This window comes from Nitratidesulfovibrio sp. (assembly GCF_040373385.1).
Classification (GTDB): Bacteria; Desulfobacterota; Desulfovibrionia; order Desulfovibrionales; family Desulfovibrionaceae; genus Cupidesulfovibrio.
In genome coordinates this window covers 551583-573964 of record NZ_JBDXXH010000001.1, presented here as the reverse complement: position 1 = coordinate 573964, position 22382 = coordinate 551583, and the positions used below count along the sequence as shown (strand labels likewise).

Genomic DNA, 22382 nt, shown 5'->3' with positions numbered 1-22382 from the left:
ATCGCCTTCCGGATGCAGGCATCATGACGGCAGTGTCCCGCACCTTGGCCTCACGGAGTCCCCCGCCCGCCAACGGGAGGTCCCATGCGCCTCACGGATATCCCGCGTTCGCTGTCCCGTTTCCTGCTCCGGCTGCTGCTGGCACCGCTGCGCCCCTCTGCCCGCGCCTTCTGGCGCGAGGCCCTCACCCGCCCGCACGGCAGCTTCATCGAGGCCCTGCACGGCTACATCTACCTGCGCTGGCCGCTGTTCTACATCGGCATGGGCACCGGGCGGCATCCGCTGGCCCGCTGGCTGGCCGCACCGCTGGCCCGGTTGGGCGGCCTGCTGGGGGTATGGGGCACGCGCGAGGAATTCGGGCCGGAATTCGCCCAAAGCTACCACGGCAAGGTCATGCCGCCGGGCACCGTGCCCCGGCTCATCGCGGTGGAACGTCCCGTGTCCACCACCGTGCCGGAAACGGTGCTGCCCTTCCGCATGGCGCGCGACATCATTCTCGACAATGCCGACGCCCTGGCCCTGCTGGACTGCCCCTGCCGCCTGACAAAGGAAGACCACTGCACCCCGGTGAACGTGTGCATCCTGGCTGGCGGCCCGGTGGTAAACTTCGTGCTGGAGCACCACCCGGACAAGGCCCGCCGCGTCACACCGGATGAAGCCATCCACGTGGTGGAGGCGGAAAACCGGCGCGGCCACGTCTCGCACGCATTCTTCAAGGAAGCGGTACTGGGCCGCTACTACGCCATCTGCAACTGCTGCACCTGCTGTTGCGGGGCCATGCAGGCCCACCGCGAGGGCACGCCCATGCTGGTTTCCTCGGGCTACGTGGCGTGCGTGGACCCGGACGCCTGCACCGGCTGCGGGCTGTGCGCGCGCATCTGCCCCTTCGACGCGGTGCGCATGGACGAACGGCCCGCGCCCCCTGAACCGTTGCCCGCCGCACGCCCGGGCGACCGCCCCATCACCCGGCATGACGCCCGTCCGGCCATCGATGCCTCCGTGTGCATGGGCTGCGGGGTGTGCGAACTGCGCTGCCCCGGTAAGGCCCTGCGCCTGGAACTGGCCCCCGGCAAACCCGCGCCGCTGGTGCTGCCGGGCGAGGCGGCCCCGGTATCGCTGGGACACCCCGACCTGGCCAGCCCCCAGCCGCCCGGCACGGACGGCGGGGCGGCCGCCGGTGGCGCTCGGATGCCGGGTAGCCGCCATACCGACGGCAGATAAAGGCAAACAGGGGGGCAAGGCCGAAGGGGAAGAAGGGAACGCAAGGGGCACGCCGCAGCGCGATACCGCACGCGCTTCACTTTCGCGGGCATCCACGCTATCATCCGCTTAGTATTTCGGGGCATTGCGCACTATCCGCGCCTTCCGCCCCAGCCGGTGCATCCGCCAGGCCAGACTCGGTGCCGCGCGGGAGAATGCCGGGACAGCCCGGCAAGCGCGATGCACCCCACCGGAAACGCAGGAGAAACCATGCGGCGCATCGGCAGACGACGGTTCCTGAAGCTGGCCGGAATCACCGCACTCACCGGAGCGACCTGGGCCTTGGCGGCCACGGGGTCCGCCCTTGCGGCGCAGGATGCCCCCGCCCCGAGCCCGCTCACCGTGCCGCCCGCGCCGCCGCGCCCCCTGGCCGGGCTGCAAACCGCCGCCACCTTCGATACCCCCCTGCCCGTGCCCGGCGACCATTCGTTCATGGGGCTCATGGATGGCGCGGCACGCATCGAGCTTTCCGCAACGTCCGACCCACGGCTGCCCGCCGACGATGCCCCCCCCGCCCCGCCGCTGTCCTTTCAGACCGAGCACGGCGGGCACCCCTACTGGAACCCCACCCTGGTCATCCAGCGCGGCGCCTCGCTGCGGGTGCGCCTGATCAACCGGTTGGACGCCCCCACCCTGCTGCGCTGGCACGGCCTGATCGCCGACTGGCGCATGGGGGGCCACCCGGTGATGATGCTGCTGCCCGGCGCCAGCCTCGAATACCGCGTCCCCCTGCGCAACCGGGCGGGCATCTACCCCTACCATGCCATCGCGCCGGGGTTCTCGGGCCGCCAGACCCATCAGGGCATGGTGGGGCTGTGCATCGTGGACGACGAGGAAGAGCGCGCCGCCCTGGCCGCCATGGACATCGAGCCCCTGGGGGCGACGGGCACCGGTGCCTTCCGGGCCAGCCTGCCCGCGCCGGGCAGCGGCCCCTCGGACGTTCCCCTGCTGTTCCAGGACCGCCGCCTGGACCGCAACGGCGTGCCGGTATACGCACCCGGCCTGGACGACCGGATATCGGGCCTTGTCGGCGACGTGCTCACCATCAACGGCGTGCCCGGTGCCCGGATGGACGTGGTAACCCGCATGTACCGCCTGCGTCTGGTGAACATGTGCAACGCGCGCATCCTGCACGTGGGGCTGGCCCGCCCCGACGGCGCACCGCACCCCTTCACGCTGATGGGCACGGACGGCGGCATGCTGCAACGCCCGCTGCCCTTGCAGCGCCTGTTACTGGGCCCCGGAGAGCGGGCGGACATCCTGGTGGATCTGCGTGCGGCCAACCCCGGCGACGAATGGCATCTGGTCAACCTGCCCTTCGACCCCATGCGCCGGGCCGGAGCGACCTCCGGCGGGGCCGGGGCACCCGGCGAGGGGGAGGCGGCACGCCTGCTGCGGCTGCGGGTGATGCAGCGCGTGGACTATGCCCAGCCCCTGCCCGTGCGACTGTGCGAATTCCCGTCGGAGCCCCCCATGCCGCAGGGGCCGCCGCGCCGCCTGCATGTCTCGCGCGGCGAGGTGCTGGGCCGCCCCTCGTGGCTGCTGAACGGCCAGCCGTTCGCCCTGCGGCACGACACGCACGCCCTGCTGCCGGACGACTTTCCGGCGCCGCGCGTGCCCGAGCGCGCGACCGAGGTCTGGGAACTGTCCAACGACGCCATGTCCATCCCCCATGCCCTGCACCTTTCGGGCTTCCAGTTGCGGGTGCTGGAGCGACGCGGCAGCCCGCCCCATGTGGCAGCCCTGGCCATGGCCCCCTCCGGATGTTCGGCCACCGACAGCGGCATCAAGGATACCGTGCTGGTCTGGCCCGGCGAGACCGTGCGGGTGCTGGTGGATTTTCGCGATGCCCCGCCCGGGACGCAGCGCGCCGCGCTGTATTCGCGCATGCTGGAATGCCTGGATGACGGAATGGTGCAGGATGTCGCCGTGCCCTGAGGCGGCGGATGCCGCCGCCAACAGCATCGCCGCTGCCACGGCGAACAACGCCGGAGACGGCACCGGGCAGGCGGAGAACACTCCCGCAAGGGCATGTGCCCGGCAGGGACTGCCCGGCGCGATTTGGCGGCTGCTGCTGGCCGTGGCCCTGCCGGTGCTGGGCATCGCACTGCTGGCCCTCCCGCCCGTCACCCATGCCGCCGACGCCCGGATTGCCGACGCAGAGCCAGCCCGCGCGGTCCGGCACATCCAGCCTGCCCCACCACTGCTGCACGTCCTGTGCGATGATGACCAGCCGCCATATGCCTACAGGGGCTCGGGCGCGCAATCCGGCGCGCGCGGCATCTACCCGCAACTCGCGGCAGAGGCCTTCCGGCGCATGGGCCTTGCGGCAATCGTGACCCCCACGCCATGGGCCAGGGCCATCGCGGAGCTGAACCACGAACATTCGGGGGAAAGCCCCGGTGGTCGATCCGGGGAGCGCATCGGCGTGTGCGGCCTGTACGCCACCGACCAGCGCCGGTTGGTGCACGACTTTTCCGCGCCGCTGTTCGAAGAACGCCTGCATCTGGTGCTTCCGGCAAATACGGCAATACCCGAGGCCCTGGCGGGACAGGCCGCAACGCCACCTGCGGGACAGGACGGGACGGCCTTGGCCGCGTTGCGGGGCATGCGGCCGGGCGTGGTGCGCGGGTGGAGCTACGGCGACACGCTGGACGCCGCGCGCGTGACGGGCGCCATAACCACCGAGGAGGCGGGCAGCGAAGCCCAGAACATGCTGAAGGTGGCCGGAGGACGGCTCGACGGCGCCATCATCACCCGCGAAGGCGCCCTGTGGCTGCGGGAACGACTGGGGCTGACCAGCCTGGTGACCATGGCCCCGCAGCCGCTGGCGGTGATGCCGGTGCATCTGGCCTTTCGCAGGCAGGACGGGCAGCGCCCCCTGCTGCACGCTTTCAATACGGCCATCCGGGACATGAAGGCCGACGGCACCTACGCCCGCATCGTCGAGCGTGCCCTGAACGGACAATAGGGCAGGCATGGCCGCACGCTGGCCGCAACTGCGGCAGGCCGGCGCGGAACGGTACTGCGCACCGGAGGCCATACGGGTGCGTCCGCCCCGACGCCACGAAACCCACGTGCCATGGGCACCGGCAACGGCATCCGCCCCAGCGCGGACACTGACGCGGACGCCGACACCAGCGGCGAAATGGTGGGCCGCCCCCTACCTGCGCAGCGTGGCCACCAGCCGCAACGGGTGCAGCAAAAGGTCCAGCCCGTCGCAAATGTGGCGCACGGCCACGTCGGCGGCGCACAACGTCTGCACAGAGGCGCCCTCGTCGCCCATCACCGCCACGGAAAGCCCCACCTCCAGCAACATGAGCAGGTCGTTGCGCCCGTTGCCCATGGCCACGGTGCGCAGCGAGCCAAGGTCGGCCACGTAGCGGCGCTTGGCCTCGTCCTGCATGCCGGGCGGCAGCACGTGCAGGCGCACCGGCAGCCCGGCCAGCGCCGAGGCCACGGAGCCGAAGGTGTCCGCCGTGACCACGTGCACGGTCAGTTCGTCGGCCAGCCGGGTGATGCGTTCGGCCACGCCGTCCACCAGCGCGCCGGAAGCCGCTATGGTGCCGTTGTAGTCCAGAACAAGATGGTCCAGTTCAAGGGCCTCGCGGCCCGGAATCTCCAGTCTGAGCATGTCGTCTACCCCGGTTGCGCGTCCCTTTCCGGCGGGCACAAGGGCACACTCACGGTCCCTCCCCGTTAGTGCCACCCGCGCGGTGCGCGCTCCGTCCCTGTAGCCGGTTGCGCCGGGTGTGGCAACGCGTGCGGACCCGCCCGCCGGAACGCGCGCCCTGCGCCACGGTCCGTCCGGGGCGTGCCCGGCACCCTGCCGTCCCGTATCCGCCGCGTGGCCGGAATGCGGGCCGTTCCTCCCCCTTCCCACTGGACAGCCCCTGCACGGGGGGCTAGAAACCGGACGACGCGCCGCCCCCCGGCGCGCACACCCGAAACACATCCCTTCGTGACGGAGGAACCATGGCGTCCATTACCGGCGCTCTCATACTGGCAGCGGGCAAGGGCACCCGCATGCATTCCGACAAGCCCAAGGTATTGCAGTCCATCCTGGGCGAACCCATGCTGCGCTTCGTGTACGATGCGCTGGAGCCGCTGTTCGGCGGCAACCTGTGGACCGTCATCGGCCACAAGGCCGACATGGTGCGCGAAGCCTTCAAGGGCGAGGACCACCGCTTCGTGGTGCAGGAAAAGCAGTTGGGCACCGGGCACGCCCTGCAGGCCGCCTGGGACGAACTGAAGGCCGCGGGCCTTGACCGCGTGGTGGTCGTCAACGGCGACACCCCGCTGCTGCCCACATCCACCGTGGCCACCTTCCTGAAGGAAGCCCTGGACGCGGATGTGGCCTTCATGACCCTGACCCTGCCCGACCCCGGCGCCTACGGACGCGTGGTGCGCCACAACCGCCGCGTGGTGGCCATCGTCGAGGCCAAGGACTACGACGAAACCCTGTACGGTCCGGAACCGGACGAGATCAACGCGGGCATCTATTGCCTGCGCATGGACGCGGTGGAAAAACTGCTGCCGCGCCTGACCAACGCCAACAAGAGCGGCGAATACTACATCACCGACCTCGTGGGCTTGGCCGTGGCCGAGCGCATGGACGTCATCGGCGTGGAATGCGGGCAGGACCCCAACCTGCTGGGCGTCAACGACCCGGCGGAGCTGATCCGGTCGGAAGCGTTGGTGCGCGCGCGCATCGCCCTGAACTGGATAGAGAAGCGCGTGCTCATCCACGCGCCGGAAACCGTGCGCATCAGCCCGCGCGCCGTGCTTGAGCCAGGCGCGGAAATATACGGCCCCTGCGAAATATACGGGGCTTCACGCATAGCGCGCGCAGCCGTTGTCCATTCGCACTGCTGGCTGCGCGACGCCGTGGTGGCGGAAGGCGCCACCGTGCACCCCTTCAGCCACGTGGAAAAGGCCGAGATAGGCCCCGACTGCGTGGTGGGCCCCTACGCCCGCCTGCGCCCCGGCGCGGTGATGGAGGAAGGCGCGCGCGTCGGCAACTTCGTGGAAATGAAAAAGGCCCGCCTGGGCAAGGGGGCCAAGGCCAACCACCTGACCTACCTTGGCGACGCAGAGGTGGGCCCCGGCGCCAACATCGGCGCGGGCACCATTACCTGCAACTACGACGGGGTGCACAAGCACAAGACCGTCATCGGCGAAGGGGCGTTCATCGGCAGCAACAGTGCGCTGGTGGCCCCGGTGACCATAGGCGCGGGCAGCCTGGTGGGTGCCGGTTCCGTCATAACCAAGGACGTTCCGGACGATTCGCTGGCCATCGCGCGGGGCCGCCAGACGAACCTGCCGCGCCGCAGGAACTCTTGATTTCACGCCGTGAAACGGCTAGTTAACAGACATGGAACTGATTGACCTGCTTGAAACCCGCGTCACGGCGCTCCTGTCGCAGCTCGAAACCCTGCGCGAGGAGAACAGTCGCCTTCGGGAAGAGGTCGAAGGCGGGCTTTCGACGCTGGTGGAAGAGAATCGAATCCTCAAGGAAGCCCTTGAAGAGGAGCGCACCGTGAAAGATGCGGTGCTTACGCGCATCGACGCGCTGCTGCTCCGCCTCAGGGACCAAACCGGCGACGCCTAGGCGCGTCGAGGCCCCATGCGTACATACAACCTCACCGTGCTGGGGCTTGAGGTTTCCTTCAAGGCCGAGGCCGACCCCGCAAGGGTCGAAACCGCCAAGGCCCTGGTGGAAGAGCGGTTCAACAGACTGAAGTTCCACGGAAGACAGCTCAGCAAGGAGAAGCTGCTGACCTTTCTGGTTCTGGGACTGGCGGACGACCTGTTGCAGTCTACCCAGCAGAAGGACGAAATGCGTACCCGCATGGAAGCCCTGCTGGCGAAAATAGAGGAATCTGCGTAACTCCCGTTGCGCGGATGCATAACGATCCCTGGAGTGTGCGTGATTGACCTGCCATCGCTGACCTCACAAGAAGAAAACAGGGAACCTGTACGGCGGACCGGTGTGCAGACCCGGCCCCGAGCCGGGGAGCCTGAAGGCCCGCCCGAGGTTCCCACCCTGACATAGTCAGGTCCTGCTTTGGCACGTCACACGGCGCTCCGGGGTTCGTCCATGCCCCCTCGCCCCCAACAAGGCCCGCCCGGCGGGGCATCCGCGTTTAGCACAAAAGTGCGCGGACCCCGGCGACGCGGCCGTCCGTCCCCTCCTTGCCCGAACTCCTGTCTTCCCCGTGCTCATGGAATCGGCACGGTGATCCGGTGCGTCTTGACGCCGTGGCAATCAGCCGCCCCCTTGGGGCGCACACGCACGGCCCGATCGGCGCGCCAGACCCGCTTGCCGGACACTACATCGGGCGTTGGTCCGACACCATAACGGGAGTTGCAGTATGGGGCTCATCGAAATCATCTACGTCGTCGTGGGAGCGATCATCGGCGCGGCATCGGGCTATGCCCTGCACCGCTATGTCAGCTCCAAGCGCATCGCCGATGCCAACGAACTCGCCAAGCGCATCGTCGAGGAAGCCCGCAAGGAAGCGCAGGCCCAGAAAAAGGAAATTCTGCTCCAGGGCCAGGACGAAATCTTTCACCAGAAGCGCGAACTGGAACACGAGTTCAAGGAACGCGAACGCGAACTGAAGGCCCGTGACCGCAAGATGCAGGAACAGGGCGAACGCCTGGAGGAAAAGCTCGAAAAGGCCACCGAAAAGGAGCACGAGGTGCTCGCCGCCGAAAAAGAGCTGACCCGCCGCGAACGTCACCTGGCCGGCATGGAGGAGCAGATTTCCTCCCGCATCGATGAACAGGAACGCCGCCTGCAGGAAATATCCGGCCTGACCGCCGAAGAGGCGAAATCGCGTCTTTTCGAAGACATCGAATCGCGCACCCGTCACGAAGCCGCCAAGATGATCCGGCTCATCGAAACCGAGTCGAAGGAAACCGCCGACCGCAAGGCCAAGGAAATCATCGCCAACGCCATCCAGCGCTACGCCGGCGACTACGTGGGCGAGCAGACGGTGACGGCCGTGACCCTGCCCAGCGAAGACATGAAGGGCCGCATCATCGGCCGCGAAGGGCGCAACATCCGCGCGCTGGAAGCGGCCACGGGCGTGGACCTGATCATCGACGACACCCCGGAGACGGTCATCCTTTCCGCCTACAGCCCGCTGCGCCGCCAGGTGGCCAAGATGGCCCTGGAACGGCTGATCCAGGACGGGCGCATCCACCCCGCGCGCATCGAGGACATCGTGCGCAAGTGCGAGCAGGAGCTTGAAGTGCAGATCCGCGAGGTGGGCGAACAGGCCACCTTCGACGCGGGGGTGCACGGCATCCACGCCGACATCGTGCGCCTGCTGGGCCAGCTGAAGTACCGCACCAGCTTCTCGCAGAACGTGCTGCAACACTCGCTGGAAGTGGCCGCCCTGTGTGGCATGATGGCCGCCGAACTCGGCATGGACATCAAGAAGGCCAAGCGCGCGGGCCTCTTGCACGACATCGGCAAGGCCGTGGACCACGAGGTGGAAGGGCCGCACGCCATCATTGGCGCGGACATCGCCAAGAAGTACAACGAGAGCAAGGAAATCATCCACGCCATCGCCGCCCACCACGAGGACACCCCGCCCAAGTCGGCCCTGGCCGTGCTGGTGCAGGCCGCCGACGGCCTGTCCGGCGCCCGCCCCGGCGCCCGCAAGGAACTGCTGGAAAACTACGTGAAGCGGCTGGAAGACCTGGAGAACATCGCCACCGGCTTCGAAGGCGTGGCCAAGGCCTACGCCATCCAGGCGGGCCGCGAGATCCGTGTCATGGTCAATTCCGACAACGTGGACGACGACCAGACCTACATGCTGTGCAAGGACATCGCGGGCAAGATCGAAAAGAACCTGACCTACCCCGGCCAGATCCGGGTCACGGTCATCCGCGAACGCCGCGCCGTGGGCTTCGCCAAGTAACCCGCGCGGCCCCGCCGCACGCACTTTGCAGAACCGATGAAAGCCCGGCCCATGGCCGGGCTTTTTCGTGTTTCGCCCCATTGACGATGGGGGCGGCCCGGCGTTAGGCAAGGGAATACTTTTTATACTATAATCATTCCGCTTGGGCCTTCCCGGAATCCTGGCCGCCGCAGGGATTCATTGTCGCATCGCGCGGCGACGGGAACCGCCACCGGCAGGCACAGGCCACGCCGGGGGCGGTTCCCATCCGTTTCCGGGGGGGCATGCCCACTGTCCGGCGGCGGCACCGCGCACATCGGCTCACACCGGCCCACACCGCCCACCGCCCACCGCCCACCGCCCCGCAGCATGCCCCCAACGGGGATGCAGCCGACAACATGCCGCCCCGGCAAAAATGCCGCCCAACAAAAATGCCGCCAATGTCGTGCAGACATCGGCGGTGTTGTGCAGCGCACGGGCAGTACCCTGCGTGTCGGGGCGTCAGGTCGACCTTGCCCCGTTACGGCTCGATGACACGCCGCACGATGCGGCCAAGGGTACCGTCCTCGTTCATGTGGCGCAGGGCCACGTCCATGCGGCGTACCGTCTCGTCCGGCACGGTGAGCGGCCAGAACACGTGCACCGGCAGTTCCAGCCCCACAAGGACCGTACGCATGCGCGTCGATACGGCAGAGTCCGTCAGGCGCTGGGCGCCAGCCTCGCCCACCAGCGCCACCTGCACCCGGCCCGCCTCCAGCTTGCGCAGGCACAGCGCCTCGCTGGGCGCGGGGTCCAGGTTCCAGCCGCCGTCCGCAAGGGCACTGTCCAGCGGAGGCCCGTAGTTCCACCCTTCCACGATGCAGGTCCGGTACGGCTTCAGCTCGGCCACGCGGCTGGCGGCAACCGTGGAATCCTGCGGCAAAACGGCCACGATGCGCGCAAGGTACAGGGGCAGGCTGACCCGCCACTGCCCGCGCGCACGGGTGGTGGCAAAGGCACCGCCCAGGGCCGCCTCGCCCGTTTCCAGGGCGCGCAGGGCTCGCGTCCACGGGGCCACGCGAATGTCCAGTTGCACGCCGGACCGGCGCACAGCCTCGCGCAGGATTTCCGGGTACAGCCCGGCGGGCCGTCCGGCGTCGTCACGGTAGGAAAGGGGAAAATGCTCGTCGTTGCACAACACCACAGGGGGCGCGGCACTGCCCGCCGCCGGATGCACCAGCAGCGTCAGCACCATGACCACGACCATGCGCAAGACCGGCATGGACAGGTGCGGCAGCAAACCCCATGGCAACATCATGGGTCCCCCCGACGAGATGGAAACGCCCCGGCGGTTGCCCGCCGTGCGCGTTTTTGGTGCAAGGTACCCGCCACGCCCATCCCCCCTGCGGAGGGACATGCCGGACCTTCCGGGGCGCTCCCGGCGGCGTGCCGCTGAGTGTTCGCCCAGTATTATATTGAGCTATGATGCCCCGGAGGGATTGTCAATGCCACGCCCGTCAGGCGAACAGGGGCAGATCGGGCAGGCCCCGCCCGGTCCAGCCAGACGGGCCAGACGAGCCAGACGGGCCAGACTCGCCAGAGATCCCTGCGGCCTTTTCCAGCAGCGCGCGGATGGCGGCGCGGCCCTCGTCGCGCAGATCCAGGCTGAAATCGTTCACGAAGGTGCGGATGTGGCTGTCCGTGACCTCGTCGGACATTTCCTGGGCATGCTCGCGTATCCACCCCCGCGAGGCCGCCGGGTTGGCGTTGGCGTATTCCAGGCTGCGCCGGATGGCGTCCTGCACGGCAAGGATGGTGGCCTCGCCAAGGTCGCGCCGCGCCGCAATGGCTCCCAGCGGCAGGGGCAGCCCGTAGGCGGACTCCCACCACTGGCCAAGATCCAGCACGCAATGCAGGCCATGGGCACCGTAGGTGAAGCGCCCCTCGTGGATGACCAGCCCGCAATCGGCCTTGCCTGCGGACACGGCGGGCATGACCTGGTCGAACACCATTTCCTCGCGCGGGCCTTGCAGCGTGCCGTGCAGGGAAAGCAGCAGGTTGGCCGTGGTCATGCGGCCCGGAATGGCCACCCGCGCCCCGGCCAGGTCTGCGGGCGACAGCGGCTCGCGCGCCACCAGCAGCGGCCCGCAGCCGCGCCCCAGCGCCGCCCCGGCATTGAGCAGCACATACTCGTCCAGCACATGGGCCATGGCCGCCAGTGACAGCTTGGTCACGTCCAGTGTGCCCGCGCGGGCGCGGCCGTTCAGCACCTCCACGTCGGCCATGAACAGGTCGAACCCGCAGGGCAGGTCGATGCAGCCCTTGGCCAGGGCATGGAAGATGTAGGTGTCGTTGGGGCAGGGGGAAATGCCCAGCGACAGGGTGCGCGGGGCGGATGCAGCGGCATGCGAAGACTGTACGGACTGGGAAGACATGGAAGCGACCTTGCTGCGCCGCCCGGATGGCCGGGCGGGTCAAATGACAGGTGGACGGCGTGTTGCCAGCGTGCCGACGGTGTACTGAAGGCGGGTCAAACGGTCGGGCGCCCCAGGCGAAAAACGGATGCAAACCGGTTCCGCGGGCAGTCGCCCCGGCGTGCCCACGGTGTTGACACGGGGCCACGCCGGGTCGATACTCCGCCTTCCGTCATCGGGACACAAGCCCCGATCCGGCCCGAAATGCAGTCCCGCATCATCCGCAAGACATTTCAGTCCCGCCACACCGGAGGACACATGCTCGACGCTGCCCATTACGCCCGCCTGGGCCTTGGGACCGCCTTCGAAAAGGTGATGGAAGGCACGCGCCTTTCGCCCGAAGAGGGCCTGGCGCTGTTCAACTGCCCGGACATCACCGCCGTGGGAGCGCTGGCCCACCACGCGCGTACCCGCCTGCACGGCGACAGAACCTATTACGTGCTCAACCGGCACGTCAATTACACCAACATCTGCGTCAACGGCTGCCTGTTCTGCGCCTTTCAGCGCGAACGCGGGCAGGCCGGTTCCTTCGCCCTGACGCCCGACGACATCCTGCACCGCGTGCTGGATGACCGGGGCACCCCGTTCTCCGAGGTGCACATCGTGGGCGGCTGCCATCCGGACCTGAATCTGGCGTGGTTCGAGGACGTCATCCGCCGCATCCGTGCCGCACGCCCCCAGAGCATCGTCAAGGCGTTCACGGGGGTCGAAATCGCCCACTTCGCCGCCATGGAAGGCATCAGCACGCTGGATGTGCTGCGCCGCCTGCGCGACGCGGGGCTGGCCATGATGCCCGGCGGCGGGGCCGAAATCTTCGCGCCGGAAGTGCGCACCAGAATCTGCCCGCGCAAGGCCACGTCGGACGAATGGCTGCGCGTGGCGGGCGAGGCGCATTCCCTCGGCATCCGCACCAACTGTTCCATGCTCTACGGGCACATCGAAACCTTCGAGCACCGCGTGGACCACCTGTGCCGCCTGCGCGAGCAGCAGGACAGGTCCGGCGGGTTCACCTGCTTCATCCCCCTGCCCTTCCTGACGGAAAACAGCCTGCTCAAGCTGCCGCCCGAACGGGTGGGCGAGCACGTGGGCCTTGACCGACTGCGCACCGTGGCCGTCAGCCGCCTGATGCTGGACAACATCCCCCACGTGAAGGCCTACTGGGTGATGATGGGCGTCAAGATGGCCCAGACCGCCCTGTACTTCGGCGCCGACGACATGGACGGCACCATCGTCGAGGAGCGCATCGGCCACGACGCCGGGGCCGATTCCGCCCAGTCGCTCACCGTGCCGGAACTGGAACTGATGATCCGCCGCGCCGGTTTCACCCCGGTGCGCCGCGACTCGCACTTCAACCCCGTGGCCGACCCGGACGCCATCCTGCATGACACCGGACATGGCCCAGAATGCGCTGCGGGCCACGCCGCCACGCCGGAGGTTCGGGCATGAGCGCCGCCGCTTCCACCGCCACCAACAGGCCCATCATGCCGGGCGGCTCGTCCCTTGGTGAATCCGCCGACGTACGCGCCGTGGCCGCAAAAGTGCTGGAAGGCGCGCGCCTTACCCGCGCCGACGCCGACCTGCTGTACGCCGAGGCCGGGTTGCATACCCTGGGGCATCTGGCCCACGCCGTGCGCCTGCGCAAGCATCCGCAGCCCGTGGTCACCTACGTGGCCGACCGCAATATCAACTATTCCAACATTTGCGTGTGCGCCTGCCGCTTCTGCGCCTTTTTCCGCGCCCCCGGCCACCCCGAGGGCTACGTGCTGACGCGCGAGGAACTGGGGAAAAAGATCGAGGAAACCCTGGCCCTTGGCGGCACCCAAATCCTGCTGCAAGGCGGCCACCACCCCGACCTGCCCCTGTCGTTCTACGAAGGCATGATCGGCTGGATCCGCGACACCTACCCCGCCATCCACATCCACGCCTTTTCGCCGCCCGAGATCGTCTTTTTCGCGGAACTCGAAAAGATCACCGTGGCCGAGGTCATCGCCCGGCTGCGTGCCGCAGGGCTGCATTCCATCCCCGGCGGGGGCGCGGAAATCCTGGTGGACGAGGTGCGCACGCAGGTTTCGCCCAACAAATGTTCCGCAGGGCGCTGGCTGGGCGTCATGGAAGAAGCCCACAACCAGGGGCTGCGCACCACCGCCACCATGATGTTCGGCCACGAGGAAGAGCCCCGCCACCGCCTGGACCACCTGTTCGCCGTGCGCGAGGTGCAGGACCGCACGGGCGGGTTCACCGCGTTCATCCCGTGGACCTTCCAGCCCGCGCACACCAATATCCACCGCGACCCGGAACCCGCGCCCGCCTACCTGCGCCTGCTGGCCCTGTCGCGGCTGGTGCTGGACAACGTGGACAACGTGCAGGCCTCGTGGGTGACCATGGGGCCGCAGGTGGCCCAACTGGCCCTGTACTTCGGCGCCAACGACTTCGGCTCGCTGATGATCGAGGAAAACGTGGTGGCCGCCGCAGGCGTCAGCTTCAGCCTTTCGCGCCGCGAAATCCACAACTGCATCCGCGCCGCCGGGTTCACCCCCGTGCAACGCACCATGAACTACACCCCCGTGTCACCCCAACCCGTGGTGGATGGGGAGATATAGAGACATATTAAGAGAATCGGGGGAAGGCTGACAGCTAACATCACCCGTTACACGTCCAACATCCCTTGCTCCCCCCATTCGGGGGTGCAGGGGGCAAAGCCCCCTGCCCGCCGGAGGCACAAAAACAGCCGGACCGGCAGGGGATACAAACGCAATACACACCAATGAGCAACCCCCTCACCACCACACCGTCGTCATGCGCGCGCCCGCTGCGCCTGGGCCGCATCGGGTACCTGAACGTGCTGCCCATCTACCACCCGCTGGAGTCGGGCATCATCCCGCACGAGTACGAATTGGTGGCCGGGCCGCCTGCGGTGCTGAACAACATGATGGCGCGCGGCGACCTGCACGTGTCGGCCAATTCGTCGGTGGAATACGCGCACAGGCCGCAGAACTACCTGCTGGTGCCGGACCTTGCCATCGGCAGCCGGGGGCCGGTGCAGAGCGTGCTGCTGCTGTCCCGCCGCCCGGTGGAAGACCTGGCCGACCAGCCGGTGCTGGTCAGCGCCGAGACGCACACCTCTGCCGCGCTGCTGCGCCTGCTGTTCCGCGACTACTACAAGTTTCCGGTGCGGTATGAGGTGGGTTCGGCCACCGGACGCATCGCGTCGGGCAACCCGCCGGAGGCGTTCCTGGCCATCGGCGACGAGGCCCTGCGTCTGCGCAATCACCCGGAGTTTCCGTACCGGCTGGACCTTGGCGAGGCATGGCGGCAGTGGACCGGCCTGCCCTTCGTGTTCGGGGTGTGGGTGGTCAGCCGCGCGGCGGCGACAGCGGGATGTTTCGTCAATAACCCGTGCGAACTGTTGCAGCGCGCCCGCAACTGGGGCGAACTGCACATGGACGTGATCCTCGACCTGACCTTGCAGGGCTGCCCCCTGACGCGCGAAGAGCTGCGCCAGTATTATCAGGGGCTGGTCTTCCACATGGGCTTTCCGGAAATGGAAGGGCTGCGCCTGTTCTACCACCGGCTGGCCGAGGCGGGCGAAATACCCGCCGCGCCGGAACTGGAATTCTTCAGCATGTAGCGCCAGCGGCCCCGCGAACCAGGCGCGGGGCCGCCTTGCGTTTGCGACCAACCATGCATACCCGCCATACCCGCACCCCGTCCCCGAGCAGCCACGCCCCGCCATCCGCCAGCCCGGTGCCTGTCGCAGGGCCGCAACCCGCCCGCACCCTGCCCGTGCGGGTACTGGGGCTGGACGTCACCGCCACGCCAGGCCCGCGCAAACCGCTGACCCTGGCGGTGTGCGACCTTGCGCCGGGGAAGGGGACCGCGCCGGATAACGGTATGCCGGACATGCCGGGCGCAGCGCCCGTGCTCACCCTGCACGAACTGCGCGAACTGCCCACGCTGGACGACCTGGACCGGCTGTTCGGCGGGCAGTTGGATGCGGGATTCACGGGGGGGCATGTTGCGCCCGACGCGGGCTGGGTGCTGGGCATCGACGCCGCGCTGGCCCAGCCGCTGGAACTGGTGGAGCAACTGGACTGGCCGCGTGATTGGGCCGGGTATGCCGCGCTGTGCGGCGCCATGGACCGGGCCGCCTTCCGCGACCTGTTGCGCGGCGTGTCCGCCGCCCGGCCCGCCGGGCAGAAGTACCTGTACCGCGCCTGCTGCCGCCGCGCCGGGGCCGCCAGCCCCATGAACACGGTGCGCCCGCCCGTGGCCCTGATGTTCCACGCCGTGGCTCCCCGCCTTGCCGCGCACGAGGTGCACGTGCCCCTCCTGCGGCCCCTGCCGCCCTGCCCGTTGCACAACGCCCGCGTGGCGCTGGAAACCTACCCCGGCTGGCTGGCCCGCCACCTGATCGGCCGCGCCCCCTACAAGGGCGGCGACGCAACGGACCGGGCCGCCCGGCGCAATATCCGCACGGACCTGCTCCGGGGCCTTGCGGGGCTGGCCGGACAGCTTGGCGGAACGCCACCTGATGCGGCTGCCGCCCCGGTGCCCCGCACCGGCCTGCCCGCCCGCATGCCACGCCTGACCATCCGCTGGAACGCGGACCATGCCGCCCGCATGCTGGACGACCCGGAAGCGGACCTGCTGGACGCCCTGCTTTGCGCCGTGCTGGCTGCGCTTTCCTCCCTGCGCCCCGGCTACGGCCTGCCGGAACGGTCGGCCCCGCCGCACGGCGTCACTGCCGCGCAACTGGACGTGGAAGGCTGGATCGCCGGGCTGCCGCCAGAAGAATAGCTGCCCCAGCCCACCTGGCGAACCGACTCTATCCGGTCCTATCCGGTCCTATCTGACCCCATCCGCCCCGGCACGCGGCACGCACCCGGCACCCGGCTCCATTTTCATCTTGCCGCGCGTCTCCACCCGCCCCAAAAGAAAACGACGCGCAACGGTCATCCGTCACGCGCCGTGCCTGCGCAATGTCTGGACTGTCTTCGCTGGCAGCGTCAGCCGCTCATCTCGCATGCCGCAATCCGCACCGTCTCACCGACAGCCGCCTGCCGCCGTCTCACTGGCGGCAACCCGCACCCTTCACCAGCCCGCCCCGCCGGTAAACAGGAAGGACAGCATGGACCATGTGGCCCCCAGCAGGGCCAGCAGCAGCAGGCCCAGGAACAGGCGCAGCACGCACCCGGCAGCGGCCAGCAGACCGCGCAGCAGCAGCCAGCCAAGCACCGCAGCCACAGCGGCCACGAATATCAGGCCCAATATCTTCATCGTCGTCACCCTGTCCGGTTGCGGCGCGGTGCGCCCTGATTGTCACCCATCCTCATGCGGAGCCAGAATTCCGATCCGAGCCGCCATGGCGTTCCGCCCCGCCAGTGTCCCCTTGCGGTGCCGTCGCCCCGGAAACCACCGTATCAGGCGGTACCGCGTCAGGAGGCCCCTCCACCTCGCCCGGACGGCATACCCGCGCGCCCGAACCGCCAGATCCGCCCGACGCACCCGATGCGCCCGACAGGCCCAGCCAGATGGCGAACAGGGCAATCCCTGCCCCGGCCATGCCCCATCCGTCGGTGGGCCGTTTGAACAGCAGGATGTCCCACATGAACGACAGCGCGGGCTGCACCAGCATCACCAGCCCCGCCAGCGAGGCGGGCAGGCGCGGCAACCCGGTGGACAGCAGCACCCAGCCCACGCCCTGGCACAACACGCCGTAGGCCACCAGGTAGCCGCCGCTGGCCGCATCGGCGATGGCAAAGCTGTCGCCCCGCGCCAGAATGCCCGCGCCGCTTACCGCCGCACAGGCCAGCGAAATGACGGCCATGTTGGCCACCGGGGCGAGCATGCCCGCCATGCCGCGCGACTGGCGCAGCAGCAGGATGAACCCGGTGTAGAACAGCGCCGTGGCAAAGCCGTAGCCCACCCCGGCCAGCGAATCGCCCACCACCAGCCCGCCATCCGTCGATGCGGGCAGCAGTTCCGCCGGGCTGACGCCCAACAGCAGCCACAGCCCGGCCAGGGCCAGCGGAATGGCCGCCATGTGCCGTCCGGACAGTTTTTCACCCAGCAGCAACGCCCCGGCAATGGCGATGAAGAACACCTGGAAATTCCCGATGATGGTGGCCAACCCCGGCCCGATGAGCAGGATGCCCCGGTGCCAGCATTCCAGGTCCAGCGCGAACAGCACGGCGGCACCCACCATCACCGCCCACACGCCGGGCCGCGCGCGCAGCCGTTCGCGCCGGGCCAGGGCCACGCACAGCAGGGCCAACCCGCCGAAGAACATGCGGTAGAAGGCGGACTGGCTTGGCCCCACGTGCACCAGCTTCACGAACACGGCGGAAAAGCTGATCAGCACGCCGCCCCCGGCAACGCGCAGCAGCCCGCCCGCATCAAGGCAGGGGGAACGGTGTGTACTCATGCGGCCCCCCATACTGCGAAGCCGGGTGAAGCGCAAATGATGCCGGTCGTCATGGTCGGTCTCCGGGTAGGTCTCCGGCAGGGCGCCGACCGGTTGCCGGGCATGTCGCCGCGTTGATCCGAACTGCATCCGGGCCGCATCGGGGTCGCATCCGCCCCACTCCGGTCTGAAACGCGAAGGCGGCACGCCCCGCAGGGGGCGTGCCGCCGCATGTTCGCCATGTGTCGCTGGCGCTATTCCGGACGGCTCACCGTGACCTTGGCGGGACGCAGCAGGCGTTCCTTCAGCCGGTAGCCGCGCTGCATCAGGGCACACACGGTGTCTTCCGGCAGGTCGGGGCGCACTTCGGCACCGATGGCCTCGTGAATTTCCGGGCTGAACGCTTCGCCCGCCTCGCCAACGGGCTCAAGGCCGTGGCGCTTCAGCGCGTCCAGCAGCAGCTTCTGGGTCATTTCCACGCCGATCAGCATGTCCTTGCAGGCCGCGTTGCCGCGCCCGTATTGCAGGGCCAGGTCCAGATTGTCCAGGGTGGGCAGCAGGTCCGCCAGCACCACTTCTGCGGCATAGCGCACCTGGTCGTCCTTTTCGCGCTGCAACCGCTTCTTGAAATTGTCCATTTCCGCCAGGGCACGCAGGCGTTGCTCGTCGGCCTCGGCCCGCTCGGGACATTCCGGACACAGCCGGGCCGCGCACTGTTCGCGCAGGCAGTCATCGTCAATCGCCACGACGGCACCGGAACCGGCGGCCTGATTGGCCTCGGTACGCAGGGCCTCGGCCTCGGGGCTGATCTCCACATTGTCCTTGAACACATTGCTGGGGGGCATGTTCCTGAATCTCCTTGAAATCCTGAAGCGTGACGTCGTCGTTGAAATATCCCGCCGGGGCGGGTCGCATGCATCGCGTAACAATCCGGAATGGTGGGGATTACGGCAACCGGGAAGGTGCTGCGGCAAACCGTTCGCGGAACAGTTCGGTAAGCGCCCGCGAAACACACTGCACCACCGGAACGATCTTGGCGTAGTCCATGCGCAACGGCCCCACCACGCTGACCACGCCGCGCGGCGTGCCGCCGCCGTAAGCCGCGCTGATCACGCTGCATCCGCGCAGCCCGTCGGGCGCGCCATCGGTCACGTCCTGACAGAAGGTGATGCGCACGTCGCGTTCGGACAGGGTGCGGTCCAGAAGCTCCAGCAGACGCGAACGTTCCTCTATGGCGGCCAGCAGGTCGCGCATGCGGCCCACGTCGGTGAATTCCGCGTGCTCCAGCATGTTCAGCGTGCCGTTGACGATAAGTTCGCGGTCGTCGCCCATGTGTTCGACGGCACGACGCGACAGGGCCAGGGCGCGCACGCACATCTCTTCCAGCCGCGAGCCCGCGCGGGCCAGTTCATGGCCGATGCGGTCGCGCGCCTCGGACAGGGACAGGCCCCGGAAGTGCTCGTTGAGATAATTGCCGAAGCGCACCAGTTCGTCCTGCCCGTAGCGTTCATCCACCCGCACGGTGCGGGTGCGCACCAAGCCACCTTCCAGCATCAGCACGGCCAGCACCAGCCCTTCCGCCGCCGGGGCGAATTCGATGCTGCGCCAGCGGGCCTCGTCCTCGCTGGGGGCCACCACCATGCCCAGTTGCCGGGCATGGCCGGACAGCAGGTTGGCGGCGCGGCGCAGGATGCCGGAAATTTCCAGCTCCTGCCGCGAAAGTTCGTCAGCGATGGCGTCCCGCTCGGCGCTGCCCAGCGGCAATGGCCGCAACAGGCTGTCCACGTACAACCGGAAGGCGCGCGGCGTCGGCACCCTTCCCGCAGACGTGTGCGGCTGCTCCAGGTAGCCAAGGTCGGTCAGGTCGGACATGGTGGCGCGCATGCTGGCCGGGGAAAGGTGCAGACCGGAATGCTCGGCCACGGCGCGAGACCCCACGGGCGAGGCCGAGGCGATGTAGCTTTCGATGATGGTGGCGAGCACCTGGGTTTCGCGCTGTCCGAGGCTGGGCATGAAGGCTCCGGCATCACGAGGATGCAGTTCTTGCAGTAGCACAAACGGGTAACAACGGGGGTGGGGGCTGTCAAGGTTGGGGGGGCATGCCCGGCAGGAACCCCCACGCGAGTGCGCAGGACGGGTGAACAGGACGGGTCAACAGGCGAGCCGGGCAGACCCGACAAACCGGGCAGATCAGGCACGTCAGCCAGACAGGGCAGACAGGGCAGACAGGCCAGACAGAACAGACAGGGGCGAACGGGCAAACCGGATACGTCAGGCGCGTTCCCCCACACCATTCGGACCAAAGCAGTCGGCACCTTGTGAATAAAAACACAATAGCCTGCGCCCCACGCCGCCACGACAGCAATAATATTCATAATTCCAGTATGATGACAAATTCGAAGCGACAACGCCCATTTGATGCATTCACAGGGCAACCTACTCCATGCGGCATGTTGTGCGCCTTCACGTCTCGTGCATTATTTCACATGCATTGACACAGCTCCACCAACACACTACAGTGCCCCCGTCACCGAGGGAGTGGAAATGCATCGCTGCATGCATCACTTTCTCTGTTCCCCATAGTACACCCCATACGGCCCGCAGTGCGTCCATTTTTCCGGGCATGCTGCGGCTAGTGAGCAACTGTTTACACGCTCACCCGTAGGGGGTTGTAATGCTTGCCGAAAAAACACCCACGCCCGCCTTGAATTTTTCATGACATTGTGGCATCTTGTGCCTCGTTCGCATGGCTGGAACCCGGAAAAACCCGCGCGATTCGGTATCCGGTACCCCACGGCTGCATCCTTCGGGATGTGTCCCGGGTTCACCAGCGAAGGCCACCGAAAAGAGGTCTTCGTTGACACGCCGGGTGGCTGCGGTTTATCCAGCGGGCAGAATCTGCCCTCGGGCAACCATCATTCGGATAGAGGCAGCGGATCGCTGCTTATCATCGGCCGGCGCATCGCCGCACGATGCGAAGGTCAGGCGTTTGTCGTGCATCCCTTTCACTGCCAAGAACCTGTCCAAGGAGGACACGCATGGCTGAAGTCACTTACAAGGGCAAGAGCTTCGAAGTCGATGAAGACGGCTTCCTTCTTCGCTTTGATGACTGGAGCACCGAGTGGGTTGAATTCGTGAAGGAATCCGAAGGTATCGCGGACATCACCCCCGATCACCAGAAGATCATCGACTTCCTGCAGGACTACTACAAGAAGAACGGCATCGCCCCGATGGTTCGTATCCTCTCCAAGAACACCGGCTTCAAGCTGAAGGAGATCTACGAACTGTTCCCCTCCGGCCCCGGCAAGGGCGCCTGCAAGATGGCCGGTCTGCCCAAGCCCACCGGCTGCGTGTAGTCCGTACGACCCATTGTTCATGAAAGGGCGGGAGCGCAAGCTTCCGCCCTTCTCGTTTCCTGCCGAAACGCCGTTACGCCACGCCGGAAAGGGCGGGAGCTTGTGCTCCCGCCCTTTCCGGCTTTGATGGCACGCCTGGCCAGTTCAGGCGCGCCGGTTGCGGGCTTCGTACTGCGAAGCGTGGTTGCTGGTGGGAAGGACGGTCGGAATCAATGTTCCGTGCCATCCTCAGCGGCGTCGAACAACGTGTTCAACGCCTCTTCGCGGCACAGGACGCTCGACGCCATGGCTATGCTGAACGTCGAGTGGGCTTTCCTCCACAGGGATAGTATCTGCTGCACGGCATGAACCATGGACAGCAGCACCGATGCCGGCACGATGTACGCGCCCTCCGGCGTGCGTTCCAGCCCGTCCAGCGATACGGAAAGACCCGTCAGTTCCTTGCCCACGTTACCCAGTAGGCCGTCGATGTCATGCTTCACGTTGCGAACCCCATTGTACGAACTTGGCGCCGTGCGCGGCTGGCGCCGACGCCCGTACAGGTCTAGCAGGGGCGGCCCGCGTCGGTCATTTATATTTTCCCCGCGCACGCCGGTGCGCGGCCGCACATGCTTGACGCGGCCCATGCCGCGCAATACACCCAGAAATACGTCATGTTCGATTACACCAACGCCACCACCGATGCCATGTCCTGGCTTGCCGCCCTCTCGCCCCTGAGCGAGCAGGACCTGTGCGACCTGTGTCTTGCCCTGCGCACGCGCGGCCCCGGTCAGCGCTTTTGCTGCACCCAGGACGCCAGCCTGCTGCTGCTCGAGGCGCAAGGGGTGGACACCCCCCTGCTGCTGCTGTCCGACCGGGCGGCACGCAACCTGCTGGACTACCTGGTGACCGGCTACCTGCGCGACAAGCCGCGCGGACTGCGCGCCTGGCATGCGCGGGAGTACGGCGGGCACGAATAGCCCCCGGAGTTCCCCGGCCTCTTCCGTCCCGCCTGCTC

Annotated in this window: 21 protein-coding genes and 1 other RNA gene; 14 read left to right on the top strand and 8 right to left on the bottom strand. The window is 67.7% G+C overall.

The window, feature by feature from the left end:
- The first annotated feature begins 84 nt into the window (after positions 1-84).
- The 3 genes from ABWO17_RS02400 (at position 85) to ABWO17_RS02390 (ending at position 4231) form a co-directional block, all read left to right on the top strand.
- Positions 85-1221 carry an ATP-binding protein gene (locus tag ABWO17_RS02400; RefSeq protein WP_353115679.1) on the top strand — a complete coding sequence of 379 codons (1137 nt, stop codon included), beginning with the start codon at positions 85-87 and terminating at the stop codon, positions 1219-1221.
- 249 nt (positions 1222-1470) lie between these two features.
- Positions 1471-3198, top strand: a complete 1728-nt coding sequence (locus ABWO17_RS02395) for a multicopper oxidase family protein (RefSeq protein WP_353115677.1) — start codon at positions 1471-1473, stop codon at positions 3196-3198.
- Positions 3182-4231, top strand: coding sequence for a substrate-binding periplasmic protein (locus ABWO17_RS02390; protein WP_353115675.1), 1050 nt, complete (start codon positions 3182-3184; stop codon positions 4229-4231). Before ABWO17_RS02395 ends, ABWO17_RS02390 begins: the two co-directional genes overlap by 17 nt.
- 192 nt (positions 4232-4423) lie before the next feature.
- Here ABWO17_RS02390 and ABWO17_RS02385 read toward each other — a convergent pair whose 3' ends face one another.
- Positions 4424-4894 (bottom strand): HAD family hydrolase, encoded by a 471-nt coding sequence (locus ABWO17_RS02385; protein ID WP_353115673.1) that lies wholly within the window; start codon positions 4892-4894, stop codon positions 4424-4426.
- A gap of 341 nt (positions 4895-5235) precedes the next feature.
- On the opposite strand from ABWO17_RS02385, the gene glmU reads away from it, so the two are divergent.
- The 5 genes from glmU (at position 5236) to rny (ending at position 9194) form a co-directional block, all read left to right on the top strand.
- Entirely contained in the window at positions 5236-6603 is a 1368-nt protein-coding gene (gene glmU, locus ABWO17_RS02380) for a bifunctional UDP-N-acetylglucosamine diphosphorylase/glucosamine-1-phosphate N-acetyltransferase GlmU (protein WP_353115671.1), read from the top strand.
- 31 nt (positions 6604-6634) lie between these two features.
- On the top strand, positions 6635-6871 hold the full coding sequence (locus ABWO17_RS02375) for a cell division protein ZapB (protein ID WP_353115669.1): 237 nt from the start codon (positions 6635-6637) through the stop codon (positions 6869-6871).
- Between the two features lie 15 nt (positions 6872-6886).
- Complete coding sequence (zapA, locus tag ABWO17_RS02370; protein ID WP_012612325.1) at positions 6887-7150, top strand: cell division protein ZapA; 264 nt, start codon at positions 6887-6889, stop codon at positions 7148-7150.
- Between the two features lie 22 nt (positions 7151-7172).
- Positions 7173-7358, top strand: a non-coding RNA gene (gene ssrS / locus ABWO17_RS02365) — 6S RNA.
- Between the two features lie 276 nt (positions 7359-7634).
- Positions 7635-9194, top strand: coding sequence for a ribonuclease Y (gene rny, locus ABWO17_RS02360; RefSeq protein WP_353115667.1), 1560 nt, complete (start codon positions 7635-7637; stop codon positions 9192-9194).
- Positions 9195-9693: 499 nt separating this feature from the next.
- Here the strand turns inward: rny and ABWO17_RS02355 are convergent, their stop codons facing one another.
- Positions 9694-10470: a substrate-binding periplasmic protein gene (locus tag ABWO17_RS02355; protein ID WP_353115665.1), complete on the bottom strand. Its 777-nt coding sequence runs from the start codon at positions 10468-10470 to the stop codon at positions 9694-9696.
- A 199-nt stretch (positions 10471-10669) separates the two neighbouring features.
- The gene (locus tag ABWO17_RS02350) at positions 10670-11587 is read right to left on the bottom strand and encodes a 1,4-dihydroxy-6-naphtoate synthase (protein ID WP_353115663.1); all 918 of its coding nucleotides are present in this window, start codon (positions 11585-11587) and stop codon (positions 10670-10672) included.
- 297 nt (positions 11588-11884) lie between these two features.
- Here ABWO17_RS02350 and mqnE point away from each other — a divergent pair, with 297 nt between their 5' ends.
- From mqnE to ABWO17_RS02330, 4 genes are all read left to right on the top strand, one after another.
- Complete coding sequence (gene mqnE / locus ABWO17_RS02345) at positions 11885-13072, top strand: aminofutalosine synthase MqnE (RefSeq protein WP_353115661.1); 1188 nt, start codon at positions 11885-11887, stop codon at positions 13070-13072.
- Positions 13073-13107: 35 nt separating this feature from the next.
- Positions 13108-14226, top strand: a complete 1119-nt coding sequence (gene mqnC, locus ABWO17_RS02340) for a cyclic dehypoxanthinyl futalosine synthase (RefSeq protein ID WP_353115956.1) — start codon at positions 13108-13110, stop codon at positions 14224-14226.
- Positions 14227-14390: 164 nt separating this feature from the next.
- Positions 14391-15254, top strand: a complete 864-nt coding sequence (locus ABWO17_RS02335; RefSeq protein WP_353115659.1) for a menaquinone biosynthetic enzyme MqnA/MqnD family protein — start codon at positions 14391-14393, stop codon at positions 15252-15254.
- Positions 15255-15307: 53 nt separating this feature from the next.
- Positions 15308-16423: a DUF429 domain-containing protein gene (locus ABWO17_RS02330; protein WP_353115657.1), complete on the top strand. Its 1116-nt coding sequence runs from the start codon at positions 15308-15310 to the stop codon at positions 16421-16423.
- 294 nt (positions 16424-16717) lie between these two features.
- Here ABWO17_RS02330 and ABWO17_RS02325 read toward each other — a convergent pair whose 3' ends face one another.
- The 4 genes from ABWO17_RS02325 to hrcA form a co-directional block, all read right to left on the bottom strand.
- Positions 16718-16903: a hypothetical protein gene (locus ABWO17_RS02325; protein WP_353115655.1), complete on the bottom strand. Its 186-nt coding sequence runs from the start codon at positions 16901-16903 to the stop codon at positions 16718-16720.
- A 52-nt stretch (positions 16904-16955) separates the two neighbouring features.
- Complete coding sequence (locus ABWO17_RS02320) at positions 16956-18050, bottom strand: DMT family transporter (protein WP_353115653.1); 1095 nt, start codon at positions 18048-18050, stop codon at positions 16956-16958.
- A gap of 233 nt (positions 18051-18283) precedes the next feature.
- Positions 18284-18874 (bottom strand): nucleotide exchange factor GrpE, encoded by a 591-nt coding sequence (locus tag ABWO17_RS02315; protein WP_353115651.1) that lies wholly within the window; start codon positions 18872-18874, stop codon positions 18284-18286.
- Positions 18875-18974: 100 nt separating this feature from the next.
- A complete protein-coding gene (hrcA, locus tag ABWO17_RS02310; RefSeq protein WP_353115649.1) occupies positions 18975-20042 on the bottom strand; it encodes a heat-inducible transcriptional repressor HrcA in 1068 nt (355 codons plus the stop codon).
- Between the two features lie 1025 nt (positions 20043-21067).
- Here hrcA and ABWO17_RS02305 point away from each other — a divergent pair.
- Positions 21068-21385 (top strand): TusE/DsrC/DsvC family sulfur relay protein, encoded by a 318-nt coding sequence (locus tag ABWO17_RS02305; RefSeq protein ID WP_007523442.1) that lies wholly within the window; start codon positions 21068-21070, stop codon positions 21383-21385.
- Between the two features lie 209 nt (positions 21386-21594).
- Here the strand turns inward: ABWO17_RS02305 and ABWO17_RS02300 are convergent, their stop codons facing one another.
- Entirely contained in the window at positions 21595-21867 is a 273-nt protein-coding gene (locus ABWO17_RS02300; protein ID WP_353115647.1) for a hypothetical protein, read from the bottom strand.
- A gap of 126 nt (positions 21868-21993) precedes the next feature.
- On the opposite strand from ABWO17_RS02300, the gene ABWO17_RS02295 reads away from it, so the two are divergent.
- Positions 21994-22344 carry a hypothetical protein gene (locus tag ABWO17_RS02295; RefSeq protein ID WP_353115645.1) on the top strand — a complete coding sequence of 117 codons (351 nt, stop codon included), beginning with the start codon at positions 21994-21996 and terminating at the stop codon, positions 22342-22344.
- Positions 22345-22382 lie beyond the last annotated feature (38 nt).

Excerpts from the sequence above, each read along its gene's own strand:
- ABWO17_RS02325 (WP_353115655.1), bottom strand. The coding sequence starts at position 16,903 with ATGAAGATATTGGGCCTGATATTCGTGGCCGCTGTGGCTGCGGTGCTT.
- ABWO17_RS02390 (WP_353115675.1), top strand. The coding sequence starts at position 3,182 with ATGTCGCCGTGCCCTGAGGCGGCGGATGCCGCCGCCAACAGCATCGCC.
- ABWO17_RS02295 (WP_353115645.1), top strand. The coding sequence starts at position 21,994 with ATGCTTGACGCGGCCCATGCCGCGCAATACACCCAGAAATACGTCATG.
- zapA (WP_012612325.1), top strand. The coding sequence starts at position 6,887 with ATGCGTACATACAACCTCACCGTGCTGGGGCTTGAGGTTTCCTTCAAG.
- ABWO17_RS02385 (WP_353115673.1), bottom strand. The coding sequence starts at position 4,894 with ATGCTCAGACTGGAGATTCCGGGCCGCGAGGCCCTTGAACTGGACCAT.
- rny (WP_353115667.1), top strand. The coding sequence starts at position 7,635 with ATGGGGCTCATCGAAATCATCTACGTCGTCGTGGGAGCGATCATCGGC.
- ABWO17_RS02335 (WP_353115659.1), top strand. The coding sequence starts at position 14,391 with ATGAGCAACCCCCTCACCACCACACCGTCGTCATGCGCGCGCCCGCTG.
- ABWO17_RS02315 (WP_353115651.1), bottom strand. The coding sequence starts at position 18,874 with ATGCCCCCCAGCAATGTGTTCAAGGACAATGTGGAGATCAGCCCCGAG.
- mqnC (WP_353115956.1), top strand. The coding sequence starts at position 13,108 with ATGCCGGGCGGCTCGTCCCTTGGTGAATCCGCCGACGTACGCGCCGTG.
- ABWO17_RS02355 (WP_353115665.1), bottom strand. The coding sequence starts at position 10,470 with ATGATGTTGCCATGGGGTTTGCTGCCGCACCTGTCCATGCCGGTCTTG.
- ABWO17_RS02375 (WP_353115669.1), top strand. The coding sequence starts at position 6,635 with ATGGAACTGATTGACCTGCTTGAAACCCGCGTCACGGCGCTCCTGTCG.
- ABWO17_RS02305 (WP_007523442.1), top strand. The coding sequence starts at position 21,068 with ATGGCTGAAGTCACTTACAAGGGCAAGAGCTTCGAAGTCGATGAAGAC.
- ABWO17_RS02400 (WP_353115679.1), top strand. The coding sequence starts at position 85 with ATGCGCCTCACGGATATCCCGCGTTCGCTGTCCCGTTTCCTGCTCCGG.
- ABWO17_RS02350 (WP_353115663.1), bottom strand. The coding sequence starts at position 11,587 with ATGTCTTCCCAGTCCGTACAGTCTTCGCATGCCGCTGCATCCGCCCCG.
- mqnE (WP_353115661.1), top strand. The coding sequence starts at position 11,885 with ATGCTCGACGCTGCCCATTACGCCCGCCTGGGCCTTGGGACCGCCTTC.
- ABWO17_RS02395 (WP_353115677.1), top strand. The coding sequence starts at position 1,471 with ATGCGGCGCATCGGCAGACGACGGTTCCTGAAGCTGGCCGGAATCACC.
- ABWO17_RS02320 (WP_353115653.1), bottom strand. The coding sequence starts at position 18,050 with ATGAGTACACACCGTTCCCCCTGCCTTGATGCGGGCGGGCTGCTGCGC.
- ABWO17_RS02330 (WP_353115657.1), top strand. The coding sequence starts at position 15,308 with ATGCATACCCGCCATACCCGCACCCCGTCCCCGAGCAGCCACGCCCCG.
- glmU (WP_353115671.1), top strand. The coding sequence starts at position 5,236 with ATGGCGTCCATTACCGGCGCTCTCATACTGGCAGCGGGCAAGGGCACC.
- hrcA (WP_353115649.1), bottom strand. The coding sequence starts at position 20,042 with ATGCCCAGCCTCGGACAGCGCGAAACCCAGGTGCTCGCCACCATCATC.